This window comes from Caulobacter sp. CCNWLW153 (genome assembly GCF_036889365.1).
GTDB classification, from domain to species: domain Bacteria; phylum Pseudomonadota; class Alphaproteobacteria; order Caulobacterales; family Caulobacteraceae; genus Caulobacter; species Caulobacter radicis.
The window spans coordinates 130,557-151,692 of the sequence record NZ_JBAKFV010000012.1; the positions used below are offsets into that span (position 1 = coordinate 130,557).

At 71.4% G+C, this 21,136-nt stretch carries 20 protein-coding genes; 14 read left to right on the forward strand and 6 right to left on the reverse strand.

The window, feature by feature from the left end; translation table 11 throughout:
* A complete protein-coding gene (gene ygfZ, locus V6S85_RS18455; protein WP_334349850.1) occupies positions 1 to 822 on the reverse strand; it encodes a CAF17-like 4Fe-4S cluster assembly/insertion protein YgfZ in 822 nt (273 codons plus the stop codon).
* 109 nt (positions 823 to 931) lie between these two features.
* Between ygfZ and V6S85_RS18460 the strand changes: the two genes are divergently transcribed.
* The 3 genes from V6S85_RS18460 (at position 932) to V6S85_RS18470 (ending at position 4,128) form a co-directional block, all read left to right on the forward strand.
* Positions 932 to 2,143, forward strand: coding sequence for a glycosyltransferase family 9 protein (locus tag V6S85_RS18460; protein WP_334349851.1), 1,212 nt, complete (start codon positions 932 to 934; stop codon positions 2,141 to 2,143).
* Between the two features lie 4 nt (positions 2,144 to 2,147).
* The gene (locus V6S85_RS18465; protein WP_442885692.1) at positions 2,148 to 2,717 is read left to right on the forward strand and encodes a hypothetical protein; all 570 of its coding nucleotides are present in this window, start codon (positions 2,148 to 2,150) and stop codon (positions 2,715 to 2,717) included.
* Positions 2,718 to 2,793: 76 nt separating this feature from the next.
* Complete coding sequence (locus V6S85_RS18470; protein ID WP_116490222.1) at positions 2,794 to 4,128, forward strand: dihydroorotase; 1,335 nt, start codon at positions 2,794 to 2,796, stop codon at positions 4,126 to 4,128.
* Here the strand turns inward: V6S85_RS18470 and V6S85_RS18475 are convergent.
* Complete coding sequence (locus tag V6S85_RS18475; protein WP_165828763.1) at positions 4,125 to 5,669, reverse strand: DUF2235 domain-containing protein; 1,545 nt, start codon at positions 5,667 to 5,669, stop codon at positions 4,125 to 4,127. The genes V6S85_RS18470 and V6S85_RS18475 overlap by 4 nt on opposite strands.
* 180 nt (positions 5,670 to 5,849) lie before the next feature.
* Here V6S85_RS18475 and V6S85_RS18480 point away from each other — a divergent pair, with 180 nt between their 5' ends.
* The 5 genes from V6S85_RS18480 to V6S85_RS18500 all read left to right on the forward strand — a co-directional run bounded on the left by V6S85_RS18480 (position 5,850) and on the right by V6S85_RS18500 (position 11,274).
* A complete protein-coding gene (locus tag V6S85_RS18480) occupies positions 5,850 to 6,197 on the forward strand; it encodes a YciI family protein (protein ID WP_334349852.1) in 348 nt (115 codons plus the stop codon).
* Positions 6,198 to 6,200: 3 nt separating this feature from the next.
* Positions 6,201 to 6,515 (forward strand): YciI family protein, encoded by a 315-nt coding sequence (locus V6S85_RS18485; RefSeq protein WP_334349853.1) that lies wholly within the window; start codon positions 6,201 to 6,203, stop codon positions 6,513 to 6,515.
* Entirely contained in the window at positions 6,512 to 7,741 is a 1,230-nt protein-coding gene (locus V6S85_RS18490) for an RNA polymerase sigma factor (protein WP_334349854.1), read from the forward strand. Before V6S85_RS18485 ends, V6S85_RS18490 begins: the two co-directional genes overlap by 4 nt.
* 30 nt (positions 7,742 to 7,771) lie before the next feature.
* Positions 7,772 to 9,553 (forward strand): feruloyl-CoA synthase, encoded by a 1,782-nt coding sequence (locus V6S85_RS18495; RefSeq protein WP_334349855.1) that lies wholly within the window; start codon positions 7,772 to 7,774, stop codon positions 9,551 to 9,553.
* A gap of 182 nt (positions 9,554 to 9,735) precedes the next feature.
* The gene (locus V6S85_RS18500) at positions 9,736 to 11,274 is read left to right on the forward strand and encodes an acetolactate synthase large subunit (protein WP_334349856.1); all 1,539 of its coding nucleotides are present in this window, start codon (positions 9,736 to 9,738) and stop codon (positions 11,272 to 11,274) included.
* A gap of 180 nt (positions 11,275 to 11,454) precedes the next feature.
* On the opposite strand, the gene V6S85_RS18505 is transcribed toward V6S85_RS18500, so the two are convergent.
* A complete protein-coding gene (locus tag V6S85_RS18505; protein WP_116566200.1) occupies positions 11,455 to 12,789 on the reverse strand; it encodes a hypothetical protein in 1,335 nt (444 codons plus the stop codon).
* Positions 12,790 to 12,941: 152 nt separating this feature from the next.
* Here V6S85_RS18505 and V6S85_RS18510 point away from each other — a divergent pair, with 152 nt between their 5' ends.
* From V6S85_RS18510 to V6S85_RS18520, 3 genes are all read left to right on the forward strand, one after another.
* Positions 12,942 to 14,039 carry an MBL fold metallo-hydrolase gene (locus V6S85_RS18510; RefSeq protein ID WP_334349857.1) on the forward strand — a complete coding sequence of 366 codons (1,098 nt, stop codon included), beginning with the start codon at positions 12,942 to 12,944 and terminating at the stop codon, positions 14,037 to 14,039.
* 239 nt (positions 14,040 to 14,278) lie between these two features.
* Entirely contained in the window at positions 14,279 to 14,737 is a 459-nt protein-coding gene (locus V6S85_RS18515) for a MarR family winged helix-turn-helix transcriptional regulator (RefSeq protein WP_116566204.1), read from the forward strand.
* Positions 14,734 to 15,504, forward strand: a complete 771-nt coding sequence (locus V6S85_RS18520; RefSeq protein WP_334349858.1) for an enoyl-CoA hydratase — start codon at positions 14,734 to 14,736, stop codon at positions 15,502 to 15,504. Before V6S85_RS18515 ends, V6S85_RS18520 begins: the two co-directional genes overlap by 4 nt.
* 147 nt (positions 15,505 to 15,651) lie before the next feature.
* Here V6S85_RS18520 and V6S85_RS18525 read toward each other — a convergent pair whose 3' ends face one another.
* Both V6S85_RS18525 and V6S85_RS18530 read right to left on the reverse strand, forming a co-directional pair.
* Positions 15,652 to 16,563: a DUF4350 domain-containing protein gene (locus tag V6S85_RS18525; RefSeq protein ID WP_334349859.1), complete on the reverse strand. Its 912-nt coding sequence runs from the start codon at positions 16,561 to 16,563 to the stop codon at positions 15,652 to 15,654.
* A gap of 111 nt (positions 16,564 to 16,674) precedes the next feature.
* Positions 16,675 to 17,379, reverse strand: a complete 705-nt coding sequence (locus V6S85_RS18530; RefSeq protein ID WP_334349860.1) for a c-type cytochrome — start codon at positions 17,377 to 17,379, stop codon at positions 16,675 to 16,677.
* 169 nt (positions 17,380 to 17,548) lie between these two features.
* Here V6S85_RS18530 and V6S85_RS18535 point away from each other — a divergent pair, with 169 nt between their 5' ends.
* The 3 genes from V6S85_RS18535 to V6S85_RS18545 all read left to right on the forward strand — a co-directional run bounded on the left by V6S85_RS18535 (position 17,549) and on the right by V6S85_RS18545 (position 20,791).
* The gene (locus V6S85_RS18535) at positions 17,549 to 18,283 is read left to right on the forward strand and encodes a 3-deoxy-manno-octulosonate cytidylyltransferase (protein ID WP_116569066.1); all 735 of its coding nucleotides are present in this window, start codon (positions 17,549 to 17,551) and stop codon (positions 18,281 to 18,283) included.
* Positions 18,284 to 18,291: 8 nt separating this feature from the next.
* Complete coding sequence (locus tag V6S85_RS18540; RefSeq protein WP_116569065.1) at positions 18,292 to 19,140, forward strand: prephenate dehydratase; 849 nt, start codon at positions 18,292 to 18,294, stop codon at positions 19,138 to 19,140.
* 241 nt (positions 19,141 to 19,381) lie between these two features.
* The gene (locus tag V6S85_RS18545; protein WP_334349861.1) at positions 19,382 to 20,791 is read left to right on the forward strand and encodes an FAD-binding oxidoreductase; all 1,410 of its coding nucleotides are present in this window, start codon (positions 19,382 to 19,384) and stop codon (positions 20,789 to 20,791) included.
* Here V6S85_RS18545 and V6S85_RS18550 read toward each other — a convergent pair.
* Positions 20,788 to 21,105, reverse strand: coding sequence for a hypothetical protein (locus tag V6S85_RS18550; protein ID WP_101717218.1), 318 nt, complete (start codon positions 21,103 to 21,105; stop codon positions 20,788 to 20,790). The genes V6S85_RS18545 and V6S85_RS18550 overlap by 4 nt on opposite strands.
* Positions 21,106 to 21,136: the final 31 nt, after the last annotated feature.

Sequence of the window (21,136 nt, forward strand, 5' to 3'; positions counted from 1 at the left end):
TCAGCCCGCCGCCGGCGTCTGCGGAACCCACTCGGGCCGTTCCACCCGCACCGGGCGGCCGTCGACGGTCAACTGCGCGCCCTCGATGCGGTCGAGGCGCAGCAGGGCCATGGCGCGGCCGTCGCTTCCGCTCAGCACCTCGCCGGCGCGAAGCTCGCCGGCCAGCACCTCGGCGCCGAAGGCGGGAGGAGGACCGTCGAAGACGATCGGCAGCATGCGGTTCTTGATCGTGCCGCGCCGCTTCATGCGGCTGGTCGTCTCCTGGCCGACGAAGCAGCCCTTCTTGAAGTCGATGCCGGCCAGGAGATCGAAGTCGGCCTCGATCGGATAGTTCCTGTCGCTGAGCCAGTCGGCCGGACCGGGCACGCCCAGGGCCAGGCGATGGGCCTCGTAGGCGGCCTCGTCGGCGTCGGGCTCGCTCGCCGGACCGTAGACCCGCGCGCCCAGGGCCGGCAGGCGCGGATCGGCGTAGAGCCCCTCGCCGGTCACTGGCGCACCGGCGGGATCGAACGCGGCGGCGACCATCAGGTCGATCGGACCGATCTCGACCTTGGCCCGCAGGCGGTACATGGAAAGGCGCGCGACGATGGTGTCGCGGTGCTCGGCCGCCACGTCCAGCAGCGCGCCGTCCGGCAGGCCGGCCACGAACAGGTCGTAGAGCAGCCGTCCCTGCGGGGTCAGCAGGCCGGAAAAGCGCAGCTCGCCCGGCGCCAGGCTGTCGACATCCTGGGTCAGCAGGCCCTGCAGGAAGCTTCGCCAGTCGGGGCCGGCGACGGCGATGACGGCGCGGGACGGGAGGCGGGCGAGACGCATGTTGCTCATGGCCGCACATGTGGCGCCGAGGCGACGCCGACGCCAGTCTTTCAGCTCAAGAAAGCTTAAGCGGGATAACGGGATGCGTTGACAGCCGGTTCACCCTATACATGGACCGATGACACAGCGGGCCTTCCCGATTCTCTTCATCACCGCCACGCGTATTGGCGACGCCGTGCTGTCGTCCGGCCTCATCAAAATGCTGGCCGACGAGATTCCCAACGCCCGCTTCACCATCGTCGCCGGCCCGCTGGCCGCGCCGCTGTTCGCCCACGTGCCCGGCCTCGATCGCGTGATCGTCATGGAGAAGGGCAAGGGCAAGGGCCACTGGTTCAAGCTGTGGAACCAGGTGCGCCACAAGAAGTGGGGCCTGGTGGTCGACCTGCGGGGCTCGGCGACCGCCCTCTTCCTGCGTCGCGAGAAGCGAGCGATCTGGAAGAAGACCCCCGGCGAGATCGCCCACAAGGTGGTCGAGACCGCCCGCGTGCTGAAGATCGACGGCGAGCCGCCGGCGCCGCACCTCTATATCACCCCGGAAGTCCAGGCCCTGGCCGACCAGATGCTTGCCCCGCGCGGCGGCGAGCCGGCCGGCCCGATCCTGGCCATGGGCCCGGCCGCCAACTGGATCGGCAAGGTCTGGCCGATCGAGCGCTTCACCCAGACCGCCGCCCAGCTGCTCGGTCCCGGCGGCCGGCTGGAGGGCGGACGCCTGCTGATCCTGGGCGGTCCCGAGGACGGCCGCATGGTCGAGGAGCTGCGCATGGCTTCCGCCCGAGGCAGATGCATCGACCTGACCGGCAAGGTCGACCTGCTGACCGCCTATGCCTGCCTGAAGCGCGCCGACCTCTTCATCGGCAACGACAGCGGCCTGATGCACATCGCCGCCGCCGCCGGCACGCCGACCGTCGGCTTGTTCGGCCCGTCGGACGAGCGCCGCTACGGCCCGTGGGGCCCGCTGACCCGCGCCGTGCGCGGCCCCCGCGACTTCGACCAGTTCAAGGCCGTCGACCCCGACCTCTCCCAGGCCATCCGCCACATGAGCGACCTGCCGGTGGCCAAGGTGGCGCGCGCCGCGATCGAGCTGCTGAACGAGGCCCGCGCCAGCGCCGCTCCGCCGACGGCCGTAGAGCCCGAGCCCGCCGTCGAGGCCGAAGCGCCGGTGGAGACGCCGATCGAGGCGCCGCTCGAAAGTCCCACGGCCAGCGAAGCCGCGCCGGAATTGCCGCTCGACATGCCCGCCTCCCCGCCCGCGCCTGAGGCCGAACCCAAACTCAAGGTCTCGCCGCGCCGCCGCAAGCGTCCGGACGGCGAAGCTAGCCCGCAGGCCTGATCCGGTGAAGACGGTCCTTGCGCTGTGCGTGCTGCTTGGCCTCTCGGCCCCGGCGATCGCCGCGCCCCTCCCTGCTGCCCCCAAGACGCCGGCCGACCAGTTCTTCGCCCGCCTGACGGCCCTGTGCGACAAGACCCTGACCGGCCAGGTCGTCGCCGGCGACGCCGCCGACGAGCCGTTCCGAAAGGCCAAGCTGGTCATGACCGTCGCCAGCTGCGACGCTCGCGAGATCCGCATCCCCTTCCATGTCGGCGAGGACCGCTCGCGCACCTGGATCGTCACCCGCCTGGAGGGCGGCGGCCTGCGCCTCAAGCACGACCACCGCCACGCCGACGGCGTCGAGGACGAGCTGTCCCGCTATGGCGGAGACACGGTGGAGCCAGGCTCGGCCGAGCTACAACGCTTCCCGGTCGACGCTGAGTCCAAGGCGATGTTCACGCGCCTCAACCGTGCGGTATCGAACACCAACGTCTGGTCGCTGGGCCTGACCGACCAGGCCTTCACCTACGAGCTCTCCCGCCCCGGCCGCCTGTTCCGGGTGTCGTTCGACCTGGGCGAGGGCAAGGGGCCCTGAGCGGGCGGCAGGAAACCTGTTGCCTCCCGCACGCTCCAGACCTAGACCGCCCCAAACCCCCGCAGGAGCGCGCCCCATGTCCCAGACCTTCGACCTGATCGTCCGTGGGGGCGAGGTGGTGAACCACGCCGGGCGCGGGATCACCGACATCGGCGTCCGCGGCGGCAAGATCGTCGCCATCGGCGACCTGTCGCAGGCCAGCGCCGGCGAGGTGTTCGACGCCTCGGGCCTGACCGTTCTGCCGGGCGTCATCGACAGCCAGGTGCACTTCCGCGAGCCGGGCCTGGAGTGGAAGGAAGATCTGGAAAGCGGCAGCCGCGGCGCGGCCCTCGGCGGCGTCGTGGCCGTGTTCGAGATGCCCAACACCGAGCCGACCACCACCGATCCGGACGCCCTGGCCGACAAGCTGTCGCGCGCCAAGAACCGGATGCACACCGACCACGCCTTCTATGTCGGCGGCACCCACGAGAACGCCAACTTCCTGGGCGAGCTGGAACGCCTGCCTGGCTGCTGCGGCATCAAGGTGTTCATGGGCGCCTCGACCGGCAGCCTGCTGGTGCAGGACGACGAGGGCGTCGAGAACGTGCTGCGCCACGTCAACCGCCGCGCGGCCTTCCACTCGGAAGACGAATACCGCCTGGCCGAGCGCCGCAGCCTGGCGCGCCCCGGCGACTGGACCAGCCACCCCGAGGTGCGCGACGCCCAGGCCGCCCTGCAGTCGACCCACCGCCTGGTGCGCATCGCCAAAAGCCTGGGCAAGCGCATCCACGTGCTGCACGTCACCACCAAGGAAGAGATCGACTTCCTGGCGCTGAACAAGGACGTCGCCAGCGTCGAGGTCACACCCCAGCACCTGACCCTGGTCGCGCCCGAGGCCTATGAGCGCCTGAAGGGCTTCGCCCAGATGAACCCGCCGATCCGCGACGCCTATCACGTGGCCGGCGTCTGGCGCGGCATCGAGGCCGGCATCGCCGACGTGCTCGGCTCCGACCACGCCCCCCACACCCGCGAGGAGAAGGCCCGCCCCTATCCGGCTTCGCCGTCGGGCATGCCCGGCGTGCAGACGCTGGTGCCGGTGATGCTGACGCACGTCGTGGACGGCAAGCTCAGCCTCGAGCGCTTCGTCGACCTGACCAGCCATGGCGTCAACCGCGTGTTCGGCCTGGCCGACAAGGGCCGCCTGGCCGAAGGCTTCGACGCCGACTTCACCATCGTCGACATGAAGGCCCGCAAGGTCATCACCCACGAGCAGATGGCCAACCGCGCCGGCTGGACCCCGTTCGACGGCTTCGAGGCCAAGGCCTGGCCGGTGGCGACCATCGTCCGCGGCATCGTGGTCATGCGCGACGACGAGATCATCGCCGAGGGCCGGGGCGAGCCGGTGCGCTTCCTCGAGACCCTGGCGCACTAGCCCCCGAACAGACCGCGCACCCAGGCGCCGACGCCCGCCAGGACGTCGGCCGCCGGCGCGCCGATCCCGAAGGGCAGCAGCCGCAAGAGCTCGTGGGCGATCACGCCCAGCAGCCAGACCAGCAGCAGGGCCCCACCCGCCAGGACCAGCAGGAACAGCAGCCGGAACGGCGGGCCGGTCACCAGCTCGACATAGCGGTGCGGGCCAAGCCGCGTCTCACCGGTAAACGGCGAGAACACCTTGGGCCGGTAGTGGGCCATCCGCGTCCAGCGCAGGCGCGCGCCCGGATGCACCTCGTCGCGGCCGATCGTCAGCGCCCGCGAGCGATAGCCGCCGATCATGCCCAGGAGGTCGGTCATCCAGGCCGGCCGCAGCGTTCCGGGCTGGCGCCCGATCCGCCAGTCGACCAGCGGATTGGTCAGGTCCCCGGCCTGGGCCAGCTCGCCGTCCGGCCGGTCGTCGAACACCAGGCCCGCCGCCTGCGCGCCTTCCGCTACCCACAGCAAGGCGGCGCTGGAAAGGCCCAGCTCGAAATTGCCGCCGCCCACCGCCCCGTGGTCGCCCGGGAACCACTTCTGCTGGTAGCGCCGCTCCGCATAGGGGATGTAGCCCGGCGCCCTGCGGTCGACGACCTGGGCCAGGGGCGCGACGTCGCGCCCGGCCTTGGCGGCCCGCGCGTTGCGCGCCTTGATCCCGGCGTTGAGCTCCTCGGTGGCGGTGATGTTCAGGTCACGGATGTTCGAGAACGGCGCGGCGCTGAAGGTGCGGCGGTCCTCGTCGGCGGCGATGGCGTGCCGCAGGCTCTCGATCAGCTTGGAGGCCTCGGTGTCGTGGAAGCGGAAACGCTTGTTGAAGACCGACAACAGCCGGAAGCGGTCGGGCACGCCCAGCGAGCCCACCGTGTCCCACAGGCCGAGATAGCGGATCCGGACCGCCCGCCTGCGACGGACCTCGTCTGTCAGCAGGCATTCCTCGCCCTCGGCCGCATCGGCCGCCCGCCGGGTCACCGTGGTCTCGCCGACCTTGCGCAGCAGGTCCTCGCTGCCCACCACCTCGCGCCGCGAATAACGGTCGCGGAACTCCTGGCACTCGGGCCCGGCGGGGTGGATCTTGCGGTTGCGATAGAGCGCCATGGCCTCGGGCACCCGCTGCAGGTGCTCGGGCCGCAGGATGCCGCACTTGCGGATCAGGCCGCACAGGCTGCGGGCGGTGTAGGCGCCGCGGCTGAAGCCGAAGATGAAGATCTCGTCGTCCGGTTCCTTGTAGTTCAGGACGATGAAGCGGTAGGCCTGCTCGATCTTGCGGTCGAGACCGGCGCCGAAGGCCCCGCCGAGGATGGCTTCGAGGCGATCGCTGGTGCGGCTGACCCCGGTCGCGGTGCCCACGCCCTCGTCGTAATAGACCACCTGCGGCACGCCGGCCTTGCCGTTCTGGCCAGGCGGATCGCGCACCACCGAGCGCGCCAGCCGCGCCACATTGGTCAGGTTCTGCATCTGCAGCCCGTTCCAGGTGCCGTCGCAGAATACCGCAAGCCGGATCATGGTCGCCTCCCCCAAGGCACAATCTTCACGCGAAACTACCCGCATTGAAGCCTTTGGTAAACGCGCCAGCGCCGGATCCAGGGGCTCGACTTTTTTCGCCGGCGCTGTCGAATGCGGCCGGTCCGGCGCGTCTCTCCTACGAAGGCGGCGCACAGGGCGTCCGCCGGACGGAGAGCCGCCATGAAGTACATGCTGCTGATCTACGAGACCGAGACCCACTACGCCGGCGAGGCCGGGCAAAAGCTGCTGGCCGACGTCATCGCCGGGCACATGCGGTTCACCGACGCGCTGCAGGCGGCCGGCGTCGACTGGAGCGGGTCGGAACTGGCGCCCACCGGCTCGGCCTCGACCCTGACCCAGGACGGCGTGGTCCACGACGGGCCGTTCGCCGAGACCCACGAGCAGTTGGGCGGCTTCTACCTGGTCGACGTGGCCGACCACGCCGCGGCGGTGGAGTGGGCGCGCAAGATCCCGCTGTCGCCCGGCGGCAAGATCGAGATCCGTCCCACCGGCGACAACTGCGGCTAGGCCGTGCGCTACGTCCTGCTGGTCTACGAGGACGAGGTCGCCGCCGCCGCGCTGGCGCCGGTCCGCCGGGCCTTCGCCGCCGCCCTTTCGGCGGCGGGGGTCCTGCGGGGGCAGGCGGCGCTGAAGAGCCCGGACACGGCCACCACCCTGCGGCGGGGCAGCGCCCTGCACGACGGCCCGCATGACGAGACGGGCGAGCCGCTGGCCGGCCTCTACCTGATCGAGGCCCGCGACCTGGACGCCGCCCTGGCCTGGGCGCGCCGCCTGCCGCTGGGCGACGGCGCGGTCGAGGTGCGCCCGCTGGCCGAGGCGGCGTGAGCCCCGAGCTCGACAGGGCGGCGCGCGAGGCCGGCGGCCGGATCATCGCCGCCCTGGCCGCAAGCTTCCGCGACCTCGACCTGGCCGAGGACGGCTTCGCCGAGGCCTGCGCCCGGGCGGCCGCGACCTGGCCGCGCGACGGCGTCCCGCGCCAGCCGGCCGCCTGGCTCTACGCCGCCGCCCGCCGCTGCGCGCTGGACGCCCTGCGCAAGCGGGCGGTGCGATCTCGGCTGTCGCCGGACGCGCCCGAGCCGGACTCCACCGTGGAGGACGCCATGGCCTCGGACGAGCGGCTGATCCCCGACGAGCGCCTGCGGCTGATCTTCGTCTGCTGCCATCCCGCCGTGGCCCCGGAATCGCGGGCGGCCCTCACCCTGCGCCTGGTCTGCGGCCTGTCGGTGCAGGAGATCGCCCGCGCCTTCCTGGTCGGGGAGGCCGCGATGTTCCAGCGCCTGACCCGCGCCAAGAAGAAGATCGCCCAGGCGGGCGTCGCCTTCGAGGTCCCCGGCCCCGAGGCCTGGCCCGAGCGGCTGTCGGCGGTGCTGTCGACGCTGGAGGTCGCCTATTCCAAGGCCCACGAGGACGCCGCCGGCGCCGGGGCCCACGCTGCCTACGCCCGCGAGATCCTCGACCTGACGGCGGCGCTGGCCGAGCTGGCGCCGGGCGAGGCCGAGTGCCTGGCCCTGGCGGCGCTGGTCCGCTACGCCGAGGCTCGGCGGCCGGCGCGTCTCGACGAGACCGGGGCCATGACGCCGCTGTCGCAGCAGGACCCCGCCCTCTGGCGCCGCCCGCTGATCGACGAGGCCGAGAGCTATCTGCGCCGCGCCGCCGATCTCGATCGGCCCGGCCCTCGCCAACTTCAGGCGGCCGTCCACGCCGTCTGGTGCGGCCGCAAGAGCCTCGACGAACCGCCGCGCTGGGGCGCCGTCCTGGCCCTTTACGACGCCCTGCTGGTCTGGCGCGACGACGCGGTGGCCCGCCTCAACCGCGCCGTGGCCCTGGCCGAGGTCGCGGGGCCGCCGGCCGCCCTGGCCGAGGTAGACCGGCTGGACGCCGAACGCCTGCACGCCTTCCGGCCGTTCCACGCCGTGCGCGCCGACCTGCTGGCCCGCCTCTCTCGCCCAGGCGAGGCCCGCGCCGCCTATGACCGGGCCCTGGCGCTGGATCCCGCCCCGGCCGAACGGCTGTGGCTGGAACGCCGACGAACGGCGCTCGGCGAGGATTGAACACGCGTTTGCGGCGGGACATAAAAGGGGATGGAATCCCTCGACGACGCTCCCTTCCGTGACGCTCGCTACGCCCCGCGCGCTTTGGAGGTCGAACGTCGCGGCGATGCGCTCATCCTGCGCAACCCCATGCCCTATTCCGACGCCGTGCGTACGGTCACCGCCCCTCTGGCCCGCTGGGCCGGCGAGGCGCCCGACCGCGTCTGGCTGGCCGAACGGATCGAGGGGCAGGACGGCTGGCGCACGGTGACCTACGGCGAGGCGGCGGCGCGGGTCGCGGCCCTGGCCGGGGGCCTGGCGAGCCTTGGCCTGTCGCGTGGCCGGCCGCTGCTGATCCTGGCCCGAAACGGGGTCGACCACGCCCTGATCGCCTACGCCGCCATGAGCCTTGGCGCGCCGGCCGCGCCGGTCTCGCCGCAGTACGGCCTGCTCGGCGCCGACCTGTCGCGACTGGCCCACGCGGTCGAGCGGCTTAAGCCGGCGGCGGTCTATGTCGACGACGCGGCGGCCTTCGCCCAGGCCCTGGACCACGACTGCCTGGACGGCCTGCCGGTGATCGCCAGCCGCAACCTGCGTCCCGGCGACCAGCCGTTAGAGGCCCTGCTGGCCAGCCCGCCGGCGGCCGACGTGGCGCGGGGCGACGACGTCGCCAAGCTGCTGCTGACCTCGGGCTCGACCGGACGGCCCAAGGCGGTGATCTGCACCCACGCCAACATCGCCCTCAACGCCGCCCAGATCGAGGCCTGCTACGCCGACCCGGACCCGCCGGTGCTGGTCAATTCCGCGCCCTGGAGCCACAGCCTGGGGGCCAACGCCATCCTGCACATGGTGCTGCACCGCGGCGGCACGCTGCACATCGACGCCGGCCAGCCCGTGCCCGGACGCTTTTCCGACACGCTGCGCAACCTGCACGAGGTCTCGCCGACCTATCACAACATGGTCCCGGCCGGCTGGGGCCTGCTGGTCGGCGAGCTGGAGCGCGACCGGGCGCTGGCCCAGGCCTTCTTCTCCCGCGTTCGGGTGCTTCAGTACGGCGGGGCGTCGATGGCCCAGTCGATCCTCGACCGGGTACAGGCCGTGGCCCTGGCGACGACCGGCGAGCGCATCACCTTCGCGGCCGGCTACGGCGCGACCGAGACCGGCCCGACGGCCTGCAACATCCACTGGCTGAACGCCCGCTCGGGCATGGTCGGCCTGCCCACGCCGGGCACGGCGGTGAAGCTGGTCGCGGCCGGCGAGAAGCTGGAAATCCGGGTCAAGGGCCCGCAGGTCTCTCCCGGCTATCTCGACCAGCCGGAGGCGACGCGCGACGCCTTCGACGAGGAGGGCTTCTACCGCCTGGGCGACGCCGCCCGGCTGGCCGATCCCGAGGATCCCACCGCCGGTCTCGTCTTCGACGGGCGGCTGGTGGAGAATTTCAAGCTGGCCAGCGGCACCTTCGTCGCGGCCGGCGCCCTGCGGGTGGCGGCGATCTCGGCCATCGGCGGGGCGGCGTCCGACGCCGTGGTCTGCGGCGAGGGGCGCGACGGCGTCGGGCTGATGCTGTTCCTCGAGCCCAGGACCTGCGAGCGCCTGGGCGGGACCGACGCCGCGCTGGCGGCCGTTCGCTCGGGACTGGAGCGCTTCAACGCCCAGGCCCGGGGCGGCGGCAAGGTGGCCCGCGCCCTGATCTTGCCCGGCGCCCCCGACGCGGCCAGCGGCGAGCTGACCGACAAGGGCTACATCAACCAGGCCCTGGCCCGGGAACGACGCCCGGCCGAGCTGGAAAGACTGTTCGCGGCCGAGCCGGACGAGGGCGTGATGGTGTTCTAAGATCCTCCCCCCTCTGGGGGAGGTGGCCCAGAAGGGCCGAAAGGGGGGACGTTTTCAGCTTCCGCGAAGCTGACCGCACTTCCCCCTCAGTCGCGGAGTCTATCCTCGGGCCGGCCTGCGGCCGGACCCGGGGGCGACAGCTCCCCCTTCAGGGGGAGCATCCAGTGAGTAGGGAGAAAACAATGAACGGCGCCGACGCCCTGATCACCACCCTGGCCGACAACGGCGTGACCGCCTGCTTCGCCAACCCGGGCACCAGCGAGATGCAATTCGTCTCGGCCCTGGACCGCGAGCCGCGCATGCGCTCGATCCTCTGTTTGTTCGAGGGCGTGGCGACCGGCGCCGCCGACGGCTATGGCCGGATCGCGGGCAAGCCGGCCTGCACCCTGCTGCACCTGGGGCCCGGCTACGCCAACGGCGCGGCCAACCTGCACAACGCCCGCCGCGCCTTCACCCCGATCGTCAACGTGGTCGGCGACCACGCCACCTATCACCGCGGCTTCGACGCCCCGCTCAACAGCGACATCGCCGCCCTGGCCGCGCCCAACTCGCTGTGGGTGAAGTCGGCCGAGTGCGCCGACAGCATAGCCCCCCTGGCCGCCGAGGCGATCACCGCCAGCTACGGGACGCCCGGCGGGAACGCCTGCCTGATCCTGCCGGCCGACGCGGCCTGGAACGCGGCGACCGTGCACGGCGGGGTGGCCGAGCTCCCCGCCCCGGTCGCGCCCGACGCCGAGACCGTGGCGGCCGTCGCCCATGCGGTGAAGGCGGCCAAGGCGCCGGTGCTTCTGCTGGGCTCGGGCGCCTGCCGCGAGGACGGGATCGCCGCCGCCGGACGCCTGGCCGCCCAGGGGATCCGGGTTCTGACCGACACCTTCACCGCCCGCCAGGCGCGCGGCGAGGGCCGCTTCCGTCCCGACAAGCTGCCCTATTTCGGCGAGCAGGCGCTCAAGGAGCTCGACGGCGCCGACCTGATGGTGCTGGTCGCCACCGAGCGGCCGGTGGCCTTCTTCGCCTATCCAGACCGGCCCAGCGTGCTCGTGCCCGAGCATTGCGGGCTGGAGACGCTGTGCGGCCGCGAGGTCGACGCGGCGGCGGCGCTGAACGCCCTGGCCGACGCCCTGGAGGCCCCCGCCGCCGGTCCCGCCGAACCCTACGCCCCGCCGCCCGCCCCCGCCGGCAAGCTGGACGCCTGGGCCATCGGCGCGGCCATCGCCCGCCACATGCCGGAGGGCGCGGTGATCTCGGACGACGCGGTGACCGCCGGCCTGCCGATCTTCACCCAGACCCGCGCCGCCCGCGCCCACGACTGGCTGTCGCTGACCGGCGGCGCGATCGGTCAGGGCATCCCGCTGGCTATCGGCGCGGCCGTGGCCCGGCCTGAAGCCAAGGTCCTGGCCCTGACCGGCGACGGAGCGGGCATGTATACGGTGCAGGGCCTGTGGACGATCGCCCGCGAGCAGCTGGACGTCGTGGTCGTGGTCTTCGCCAACCACGTCTACCGTATCCTGGGCATCGAACTTTCCCGCACCGGCGCGGGCGCGGCGGGGCCGGCGGCCAGCAAGCTGCTGGATATCGGCGATCCGCGCATCGACTGGGTGGCGGTCTCGCAAGGTATGGGCGTGCCGGCGCAGCGCGTCGACACGGCCGAAGCCTTCGACGAGGCGTTCTCCCAGGCCATGGCGGCCAAGGGGCCGCGGCTGATCGAGGCGGCGCTTTGAGCAAGATGCTCCCCCTGAAGGGGGAGCTGTCGCGGAGCGACTGAGGGGGAAGTGATAACGGCGCCTCAACAGCCGCTTCCCCCCCTCCGGCCCTTCGGGCCACCTCCCCCTTCAGGGGGAGGCATGAAAAAGCCCGCCGAGATCGCTCTCGGCGGGCCTCTTCAGGACTTCGGAAAGCCCTTACTTCTTGATGTTGGTCGGCAGCTTGCAGCCGCCGCCGACGCCCTTGGCCTGCAGGCAGGACAGGAGTTCATTCGGCTTGGGCGAGGCCTGGTTCAGCGGGTACGAAAGCACCCAGCCCGGCAGGCCGTCGGCGCAGGCCACTTCGACGAAGCCGCTGGTGTCGGTGCGGCCGATGATGCGCGCGCCCGAGACCTGGCAGCCGGCCTTGTTGTAGCTCTTCAGGTCGTCCCACAGGCGGGTGAACTCGACGTCCGCCTTGGTGTAGCTGCAACGGAAGCCGTTCAGTTCGCCGGTGACGCAGTCATAGACGCGGTTGTCGGCGGCCGAGAAGACGCCGATGCCGCCCCGCGGCGTGTTCGCGCACTTCAGCTCGACGACTTCCTTCTTGGGGTCGTTCGACGGGAACAGGCCGTAGGACTCGACCTTGCAGTCGTAGCCGGCCTTCTTGGCGAGGCTGGTGTAGAGGCCGGCCTGCTCGGTCTTGGCCGCGCGGCTGTCGGTCAGGGTGCACTCTGCGCCGCCCGGAGCGTTGGCGCAGTCGATCGCGCGGACCAGGGCGCCGTTGGCGGTGGCCTGCTGCAGCACGTAGCCCTTGCCGTCCTGACAGGCGACCTCGAAGTAGTTGTCGGTCTTGGTGGTCAGGATGTAGCGCTTGTCCTTGACCGCGCAGTTGTTCTTGGCGGCGGCGGCCAGGGTGTCGACGACCTGCAGCTGGGTGGCGCGGTCGGTCAGCTTGCACGAGATGTTGCCGGTTTCCTCGTACAGCAGGCAGCTGTTGGCCACCGTGCCCTCGACCTTCATCGGCACCGGGATCTGCAGGATGTAGCCCGCGCCGCCGGCGCAGGAGACTTCGAAGAACGAGTTGTTGTTGCCGGTGCCGATGGCGCGGGCGTTCTGCATGTCGCAGCTGGCGCCGGCCGTGGCCAGGTAGGGCTTCAGGCCCTGCTTGGGATCGGCGTTGCCCGGCAGCAGGCACTTCAGGCCCGAATCCTTGCCGTCCGAGCCCGGCTGGCCGGTCTCGACGCACGAGAAGGCCTGCGGCGCGGCGTCCTTCTTGGCCACCAGGGCGAAGCCCATGGCGTCCTGACAGGCCACTTCGTAGTAGGAGGTGTTCGACTTCTTGTCGGCGCCGATCAGTCGAGCGTCCGACACCTGGCAAGCCACGCCGGCCTGGGTGAGCAGGGGCGGGGCTTCCTTCATACCGGCTTCACGCGACTTGGCGTCGACGGCGGCGGCGGCGGGCTTGGCATCCTTCGGCGCCGCGAAGGCGGCGGCCGGAACGAGCGCGGCGACCGCGAGGGCGGCCGTCAGGCCGATCGCGAATGGCCTCATGTCTGTAGTCTCCTGGGGGTGGATTCCTCGGGGCGGACTTAAGCCCCCCCTTGCATCGAGGGTCAAGATGTCGTCCGACGGGGGCGCAATCATGGCGCGGCTTGACCATGAAAAATGGGCTGGCGAGACGGCCAGAAGGGGAGAGAGCGGCGATGAGCGACGGGTTCGAGGAGACACCGGGCGAGGCCGAGACCCCGCGTCGCCCGCGCCTGGTCTATCCGTTCGAGGTCGAGCCCGAACCCGGTTCGGGCCAGGCGGTCGAGGTCGCGCCCGGCGTTCTGTGGCTGCGCCAGCCGCTGGGCGGGTCGCTGGGCTTCATCAATGTCTGGGCCCTGGCCGACGGCGAGGGCTGGGCCATCGTCGACACCGGCATGGCCACCAAGGACACCAGCGCCGCCTGGAAGGCCGCCTTCGCCGGCGCGCTGGAGGGCCGCCCCGTCACCCGCGTCATCGTCACCCACCTGCACCCCGACCACGTGGGCCTGGCCGGCTGGCTGACCCGGCGCTTCGACTGCCGGCTGTGGATGACCCGGCTGGAATATTTCCAGTGCCGGATGCTGGTGGCCGACACAGGCCGCGAGGCGCCCGAGGACGGCGTACGGTTCTTCCACGCCGCCGGCTGGGACGACGACGCCATCGACAACTACAAGACCCGCTTCGGGGGCTTTGGCCGCGCCGTCCACGCCCTGCCCGACAGCTATCGCCGGATGACCGACGGCGAGACCTTCCGGGTCGGCGAGCACGACTGGACGGTGGTGACCGGCCAGGGCCACTCGCCCGACCACGCCTGCCTGTGGAGCCCGTCGCTGGGCCTGCTGATCTCGGGCGACCAGGTGCTGCCGAAGATTTCGTCCAACGTCTCGGTGTTCCCCACCGAGCCCGACGCCGATCCGCTGGCCGACTGGCTGACCTCGCTGGCCAAGGTCAAGGCGACCGTGCCCGACGAGGTGCTGGTGCTGCCGGCTCACAACGCGCCCTTCAGGGGCCTTCACGCCCGCATCGACCAGCTGATCGCCGGCCACGAGCGCGGCCTCTCGCGCCTGCTGGGCAAGCTGGAAGAGCCGCGCCGGGCGGTGGATACGTTCGGCGCGCTGTTCGCCCGGCCGATCGGCCCCGATCTCCTGGGCATGGCCACCGGCGAGGCCCTGGCCCACCTCAACTGCCTGATCGCCCGCGGCCAGGCGGTGCGGACGGTCGATGAAGCGGGCGTGGGGTGGTATCGGGCGGCGACCTTGTCCCCTCTTCCATAGGGAGAGGGAGGGGCCCGCCGCGAAGCGGTGGGAGGGTGAGGGGCTTCACCGCCAGCAGGCAAATCCCCCCGACCGCACACCCCGACGTCGAAGTCGCGACTTCCGCTCTTCACGCGGTGAGTTTGTCACCTCTCACCCTCCCACGCCTTCGGCGCGGGCCCCTCCCTCTCTCGAAGAGAGAGGGATTCAAGTGGAAAACATCCGTTTGATATTTCGCACGCGAAGCATATAGTCGCCGCATGTCGACGCCACCCGCTCCCGCTCCGGACAGACGCTTCGTCTTCCTGCTCGCCGCCGGCCACCGGCGCGTGCAGCGCTGGATCGAGGCCAAGCTGGCGACGGAAGGCAACGGCCTGACCTCCGCCCAGTCGGGGGTCCTGTTCTATCTGGGGTCCGCCGACGGCGCGCTGATCGGCGAGGCGGCCGAGGCCCTGGACCTGGCCCCCTCGGCCATGACCGGCCTCGTCGACCGCATGACCCGCGCCGGCCTCGTCGAGCGCCGACCCGATCCCAAGGACGGCCGGGCCCTGCGCCTGCACCTGACCGACCACGGCCGCGCCGCCCGCGCGGAGGCCAAGGCCGGTCTCGCCCACCTCAACGCCCACCTCACCGAAGGCTTCACGGACGACGAGATCGCCGTGGTCGCCCGCTGGCTTTCCAGCCTGCAAACCAAGTTCCCCAAGGGAGATCCCGCATGACCGAGCACGTGAAGACCAGCCTCGAGGCCGGCGTGCTGACCATCACCCTGTCGCGTCCCGAAAAGAAGAACGCGCTCAGCAACGCCATGTACGGCGCCCTGGCCGACGCCCTGGAAGGGGCCGAGACCAACCCCGACATCCGGGTGGTGGTGTTCCAGGCCGACGGCGACAGCTTCAGCGCCGGCAACGACCTGGGCGACTTCGTGGCCCAGGCCACCGGCGCCTTCACCGAGGAGCGCCACGTGTGGCGGTTCCTCAAGGCCCTGGCCAACGCCACCCGGCCGCTGGTCGCCGCCGTCCACGGCCAGGCCGTGGGCGTGGGCACGACCATGCTGCTGCACTGCGACCTGGTGTTTGTCGCGCCGGACGCGCGCCTGACCGTGCCGTTCGTCAACCTGGCCCTGGCGCCGGAAGCCGCGTCGAGCTGGCTGTTGCCGGCCCGCATCGGCCACGCCCGCGCCTATGCCATGTTCGCCCTTGGCGAGGCGGTGGACGGAACGACGGCCGCCGCCTGGGGCCTGGCCAACGCCGTGGTTCCCGCCGAGGAACTGCGCGAGCGCGCCCGCGCCGCCGCCGACCAACTGGCCAAGCGTCCGCTGGGCGCCCTGACCGTCACCAAGGGCCTGATGCGCGACGCCGAGGCCATCGCCGCCCTGATGGACAAGGAAGGCGCCCTGTTCGCCGAGCGCCTGCAGACCGCCGAGGCCCGCGAAGCCTTCATGGCCTTCGCCGAGCGCCGCGCGCCGGATTTCAGCAAGGCGGGGTGATTGCTTCAAGATCCTCCCCCTGAAGGGTGAGGTGGTCCGAAGGACCGGAGGGGGAAGTTCCTGAGGTCAGAGCGGCTGCAAAGCTGGTGATCACTTCCCCCTCAGTCGCTCCGCGACAGCTCCCCCTTCAGGGGGAGCATCTTCGCCTCACGCCCCCGACAACCACCCCAGCACGTTCAGCAGGAACGCCTTGTTCTGCGGGGCGGTCGGGGCGTTGAAGCCCATCTTGCGTTTCTGGGGCCCGGCGACCTGGGCGGTGAACATCGCCGCCTCGCCCATGGCCACGACCCGACCCTTGCCCACCGACAGGGCCGCGCCACGCAGCAGGCCTTCGCCGTCGTGGCGGGGGGTCTTGTCGTCGAATTCCCAGGCCTTGCGCGGCATGGCCACGCTCCAGCCGCCGCGCAGCACCAGGAGCGGCCGGGCCTGCGGCGGGGCGCGGAACGACGAGCCGGTGAAGCTCTGCACCCGGTCGATCCCCCGAGTGATCGGATCGTCCAGCAGCGAGCCATCGGCGCGCTGGAAGAACTCGGGCCCGCCGCCAACCCGCTGGGCGAAGCCGTTGTCGAACGAAAACCCGAAGGCCTTGGCCAGGGGCTCGGCTCCGCCGGGGAAGGGCATGTGGTCGGCGATCAGCAGCAGGGCGCCGCCGGCCTCGACCCAGGCCTTCACGGCGGCGGCTTCTTCCGGGGTGTAGGCGCCCGGGTTGGGCAGGGTCCAGTCGCCGACGTTCACGGCCGCCAGCGGGTTGGCCACGACCAGCAGGTCGATATCGGCCAGGCTCTGCGCCGACAACGGCGCGGTCAGGCCCGACACCCGATAGCCGTCAGCCCGGGCCACCGCCGCGAACGGGGCGAAGCGGCCGTCCACGGTGTGGAAATTGTTGTGCCCGCCGTCGATGGCCAGGCGCGGGCCCTTGCCCTGCGGATAGGCCGGCTTGGCGACGGAGGTGTCGACATCGGGGTCGGGCGCCTGCTGGCGGGCCTGGGCGACGCCGGCCATCAGGGTCCCGAGAAAGGGAACGCTGGCGGCGGAAAGCAGGAACTGTCGACGACGCATGGCGCGGATCCCCCGGAAACTTCGCGGGCGAGCCTATCGCGGCTCGGGACAAAGAAAAGGCCGCGGAGCCAGAGCTCCGCGCCCTTCTCGTTTCGATCGCTGCGACCAGCCTTACGGCTTGGCGGGCGCGGCGGTCGGCTTGTCGGCGGCAGCCGGCGCCGGCGCGGTCGCGGCGGCCGAAGCCGGAGCGCCGGCGGCGGGAGCGGCGGCGCCTTCAGCGGCGGGAGCCGCAGCCGCGTCGGCGGCCGGAGCGGCCGCGGCGGCGGGCTTCGGAGCCGGCACCGGCAAGGTCGAACCCAGGCTGTGCAGGTAGGCGATGATGGCGATGCGGTCTTCCTGCTTCTTCAGGCCCGCGAAGGTCATCTTGGTGCCCGAGATGTACTTGCCCGGAGCCTTCAGGAACTGGTCGACGTGGTCGTAGTCCCAGACGGGGTTCTGGCCGCCGAAGTCGGTCATCGAGCCCGAATAGCCGAAGCCCGGGTGCGTGCCCGGCTTCTTGCCCAGGGTGCCAAAGAGGTTGGGACCGGTGCCGTTGGCGCCGCCCGAGGTGAAGGTGTGGCACGAAGCGCACTTGGCCGAGACGGCCTTGCCGGCCTCGATGTTGGCCGGCAGCAGCAGGACCGAACCCCAGTCGGGCGGAACCTCGGCGGCCGCGGCGCCTTCGCCGCCGGTGTCTTCCTGGACGGCGATCGCGTAGCCGGGCTTTTCGACTTCATGCTTCTTGAAGACGATGTCGGAGGCCTCGCGCAGACCGAAGATGACCAGACCGGTCAGAAGCACGCCGCCGAAAATCTTGTTGAACGTAAGGTCGCTCATCTCAGCCTTGTCAGCCTCTTTATTGACCCGTCTTGCGTGGACGGAGCCGATTTATGAGCGCGGGTCCCCCCATGGTCTCCCCACGCGCGTGTTGCGCTCCGGTCTCTGACACGCTACCGCCCCGTGCGCAACCCGGGCGAACCGCGTTTCGCCTTCCAGATGTGACACCATGAACCCGATCGTCCTCATCCCCGCCCGCATGGCGGCCACCCGCCTGCCCGACAAGCCGCTGGCCGATATCGGCGGCCTGCCGATGATCGTGCGCGTGCTGCGCCAGGCGCAGGCGGCGAACATCGGCCCGGTGGCCGTGGCGGCCGGCGATCCGGAGATCGTGGCGGCGGTCGAGGCCGCCGGCGGCCGCGCCGTGTTGACCGACCCGGCCCTGCCCTCGGGCTCGGACCGCATCCTGGCGGCGTTGGCCGTGCTGGATCCGACCGGCGCCCACGACGTGGTCATCAACCTGCAAGGCGACATGCCCTTCGTCGACCCGGCCGTGCTGTCGGCCTGCGCCGGCCAGCTGGAAGCCCATGCCGACGCCGACATCGCCACCGTGGTCGCGCCGGAGGCCTCCGCCGCCGACCGCGCCAACCCCGACGTGGTCAAGGCCGTGCTGGCCATGGACGCCGGCGGGGCAAGCGGCCGCGCCCTCTACTTCACCCGCTCGACCCTCTACGGCGACGCGCCGGTCTGGCGCCACATCGGCATCTACGGCTATCGCCGCGCGGCGCTGGAGGCCTTCAACGCCGCCGCGCCCTCGCCGCTGGAGCGGCGCGAGAAGCTGGAACAGCTGCGGGCCATGGAGCTGGGCCTGACCATCCGCGCGGCCGTGGCGGACGAGGCTCCGATCTCCGTCGACAATCCGTCCGACCTGCAGGCCGCCCGCGACCACGCCGAAAAGAACTGAAGAGTTAGATGAGCACCCTCAAGACCATCGCCTTCCAGGGCGAACTCGGCGCCAACAGCCACGAGGCGTGCCGCACCTACTTCCCCGACTACCAGGTCCTGCCCTGCGCCACCTTCGAGGAGGCGTTCGAGGCCATCAAGACCGGCGCGGCGCAGCTGGGCATGATCCCGATCGAGAACTCGATCGCCGGCCGCGTCGCCGACGTCCACCACCTGCTGCCCGCCTCGGGCCTGAAGATCATCGGCGAGCGCTTCAAGCCGATCCGCTTCCAGCTGATGGCCAACAAGGGCGTGACGCTCGACAGCGTGAAGACCGCCGTCTCGATGCCGATCGCGCTCAGCCAATGCCGGCACAGCCTCAAGCGCCTGGGCCTTTCGACCGAGGGCGCGGGCGACACCGCTGGCGCGGCCAAGGCCCTGGCCGCCAAGCCCGACCCGACCCGCGCCGCCGTCGCGCCGGCCCTGGCCGCCGAGATCTACGACCTCGACATCCTGGCGCGCGACATCGAGGACGAGCGCCACAACACCACCCGCTTCCTTGTGATGACCGCCGACCCGGCCCCGCCGGCCCCGTCGTTCACCCACCGCTGCGTGACCAGCTTCGTGTTCCGGGTGCGCAACCTGCCGGCCGCGCTCTACAAGGCGCTCGGCGGCTTCGCCACCAACGGCGTCAACATGACCAAGCTGGAAAGCTACATGGAGAACGGCGCCTTCACGGCCACCTTCTTCTACGCCGAGGTCGACGGTCGCCCCGAGGACCGCAGCCTGGCCCTGGCCTTCGACGAGCTGAAGTTCTTCTCCGAGCGCTTCGAGATCCTGGGCGTCTATCCGGCCGATCCGTTCCGCGACGGGAAGTAGCGCGGGTTCCCGCCCTTCCCCTTTCGCCCCCCCCAATCACTCCCGTCTTTCCCGCCCTTGTGGCGGGAACCCCTCTGTCAGCCGCAAAGGCGGGAGGGGCGGACTGCCAAGCAGTCCGCTGGCGCTTCACGTGCGGGAGGAACCAGGGCTTCCCGCCACAAGGGCGGGAATGACGGGAGGATGGGGGGCGGAGCGCATAGCCCGCCTTCTCCCCTCCCCCATTCCGCCCTATCCTGGCGGCATGACCAAGCCCGTTCCCGCCGATGTCGTTTCGCGCCTGAAGTCCGTGCTGGGCGAGGGTGGATGGAGCCAGGATCCCGAGCGGCTGGCGCCCAAGCTGGTCGAGTGGCGGGGGCGCTGGAAAGGCGAGACGCCGCTGCTGGTCACGCCGCGCAGCACCGCCGAGGTCGCCGCCGTGGTGGGGATCTGCGCCGCCGAAGGCGTGGCGATCACCCCGCAGGGCGGCAACACCGGCCTGGTCGCCGGCCAGATCCCGCAGGGCGAGATCCTGCTGTCGACCGAGAAGCTGCGCGCCGTGCGCGACGTCGACGCCCTGGACGACGTGATGGTGCTGGAAGCGGGCGTCACCCTCCATGAAGCCCACCAGCAGGCCGCCGCCGTCGGCCGCCGGTTCACGGTGGGCGTGGCCTCGGAAGGCTCGTGCACCATCGGCGGCCTGATCTCGACCAACGCCGGCGGCACGGCCGTGCTGCGCTACGGCATGATGCGCGAGCAGGTGCTGGGGATCGAGGCGGTGCTGCCCAATGGCGAGATCTGGAACGGGCTGAAGCGCCTGCGCAAGGACAACACCGGCTATGACCTGAAGCAGCTGCTGATCGGCGCCGAGGGCACGCTGGGGATCGTCACCGCCGCGGCCCTGAAGCTGCACGCGCCGCTGGCCTCGCGGGCCGTGTCCATCGTCGGCCTCTCGTCCCCCGCCGAGGCCATCCAGCTGCTCGCCCGGGCCAAGGACGAGACGGGCGGCGCGGTCGAGGCCTTCGAACTGATGGGCCGCCTGGGCTTCGCCTTGACCGTGAAGAACGTGCCCGGCCTGCGCGATCCTCTGCCCACGGAGCATCCCTGGTACGTGCTGATCGAGATCGCCAGCGGCGAGCCCGGCGCGGCCGAGGCGGCGCTGGAACGCCTGCTGGCCGGCGCCCTGGAAGGCGGCCTGATCGCCGACGCGGCGGTCGCCCAGACGGAAACCCAGATGAAGGCCTTCTGGCACATCCGCGAAGGTCACTCCGCCGGCCAGAAGCCCGAAGGCGCGGTGTGGAAGCACGACGTGTCAGTGCCGGTCTCCAAGATCCCCGACTTCATCGGCCAGGCCGACGCGGCGATCGACAAGGCCTTCCCCGGAACCCGCATCGTCGCCTTCGGCCATGTCGGCGACGGCAACGTCCATTACGACGTGCTGAAACCCCAGGGCGGCGACGACGACGCCCATGACGCCGCCCGCGAGGCCGGCGCCCACATCGTCCACGACATCGCCGCCAGCTTCCACGGCTCGATCAGCGCCGAGCACGGCCTGGGCGCGATGAAGTCGGTCGAGGCCCTGGCCTACAAGGACCCCATCGAGGTCGCCGCCCTGCGCGCCATCCGCGCCGCGCTCGACCCGCAGCGGATCATGAACCCGCGGGTGCTGTTCTAGGCGGCGTCGCTCTGGGCCGCCTTGGCCTTGCGGCGGGCGAAGTAGACGGCGATCAGCGACAGCACCGCGCCGGCCGGGAAGGTCGACTTCAGGAAGCCGCCGGCCTGGCCGGGGCCCAGGATGTTGACCGCGAAGGGCACGAAGCCCCACTGGCCGGTGGACGGCTGCATCCAGAAGGCCCCGACGCCAACGAAGCACAGCACCGCCCAGATGAGGCGCAGCTTCAGCGCGCGGGTGCGGGCCACGAAATAGAGGGCCACGATCATCGGCAGCGGCCAGGCCAGGGCGGCCGCGAGGGCGAGGGTCTCGTTCATCCCGCCTTCCTAGCGGGCGGCGCGCGAAAGA

What these genes read in the sequence shown, in the direction of transcription:
- V6S85_RS18475 (WP_165828763.1), bottom strand. Translation starts at nt 5,669, where the DNA reads ATGATCCGGCTTGCGGTATTCTGCGACGGCACCTGGAACGGGCTGCAG.
- V6S85_RS18460 (WP_334349851.1), top strand. Translation starts at nt 932, where the DNA reads ATGACACAGCGGGCCTTCCCGATTCTCTTCATCACCGCCACGCGTATT.
- V6S85_RS18515 (WP_116566204.1), top strand. Translation starts at nt 14,279, where the DNA reads ATGTCGACGCCACCCGCTCCCGCTCCGGACAGACGCTTCGTCTTCCTG.
- V6S85_RS18470 (WP_116490222.1), top strand. Translation starts at nt 2,794, where the DNA reads ATGTCCCAGACCTTCGACCTGATCGTCCGTGGGGGCGAGGTGGTGAAC.
- V6S85_RS18500 (WP_334349856.1), top strand. Translation starts at nt 9,736, where the DNA reads ATGAACGGCGCCGACGCCCTGATCACCACCCTGGCCGACAACGGCGTG.
- V6S85_RS18525 (WP_334349859.1), bottom strand. Translation starts at nt 16,563, where the DNA reads ATGCGTCGTCGACAGTTCCTGCTTTCCGCCGCCAGCGTTCCCTTTCTC.
- V6S85_RS18530 (WP_334349860.1), bottom strand. Translation starts at nt 17,379, where the DNA reads ATGAGCGACCTTACGTTCAACAAGATTTTCGGCGGCGTGCTTCTGACC.
- V6S85_RS18550 (WP_101717218.1), bottom strand. Translation starts at nt 21,105, where the DNA reads ATGAACGAGACCCTCGCCCTCGCGGCCGCCCTGGCCTGGCCGCTGCCG.
- V6S85_RS18520 (WP_334349858.1), top strand. Translation starts at nt 14,734, where the DNA reads ATGACCGAGCACGTGAAGACCAGCCTCGAGGCCGGCGTGCTGACCATC.
- V6S85_RS18535 (WP_116569066.1), top strand. Translation starts at nt 17,549, where the DNA reads ATGAACCCGATCGTCCTCATCCCCGCCCGCATGGCGGCCACCCGCCTG.
- V6S85_RS18540 (WP_116569065.1), top strand. Translation starts at nt 18,292, where the DNA reads ATGAGCACCCTCAAGACCATCGCCTTCCAGGGCGAACTCGGCGCCAAC.
- V6S85_RS18510 (WP_334349857.1), top strand. Translation starts at nt 12,942, where the DNA reads ATGAGCGACGGGTTCGAGGAGACACCGGGCGAGGCCGAGACCCCGCGT.
- V6S85_RS18545 (WP_334349861.1), top strand. Translation starts at nt 19,382, where the DNA reads ATGACCAAGCCCGTTCCCGCCGATGTCGTTTCGCGCCTGAAGTCCGTG.
- V6S85_RS18480 (WP_334349852.1), top strand. Translation starts at nt 5,850, where the DNA reads ATGAAGTACATGCTGCTGATCTACGAGACCGAGACCCACTACGCCGGC.
- ygfZ (WP_334349850.1), bottom strand. Translation starts at nt 822, where the DNA reads ATGAGCAACATGCGTCTCGCCCGCCTCCCGTCCCGCGCCGTCATCGCC.
- V6S85_RS18495 (WP_334349855.1), top strand. Translation starts at nt 7,772, where the DNA reads ATGGAATCCCTCGACGACGCTCCCTTCCGTGACGCTCGCTACGCCCCG.
- V6S85_RS18505 (WP_116566200.1), bottom strand. Translation starts at nt 12,789, where the DNA reads ATGAGGCCATTCGCGATCGGCCTGACGGCCGCCCTCGCGGTCGCCGCG.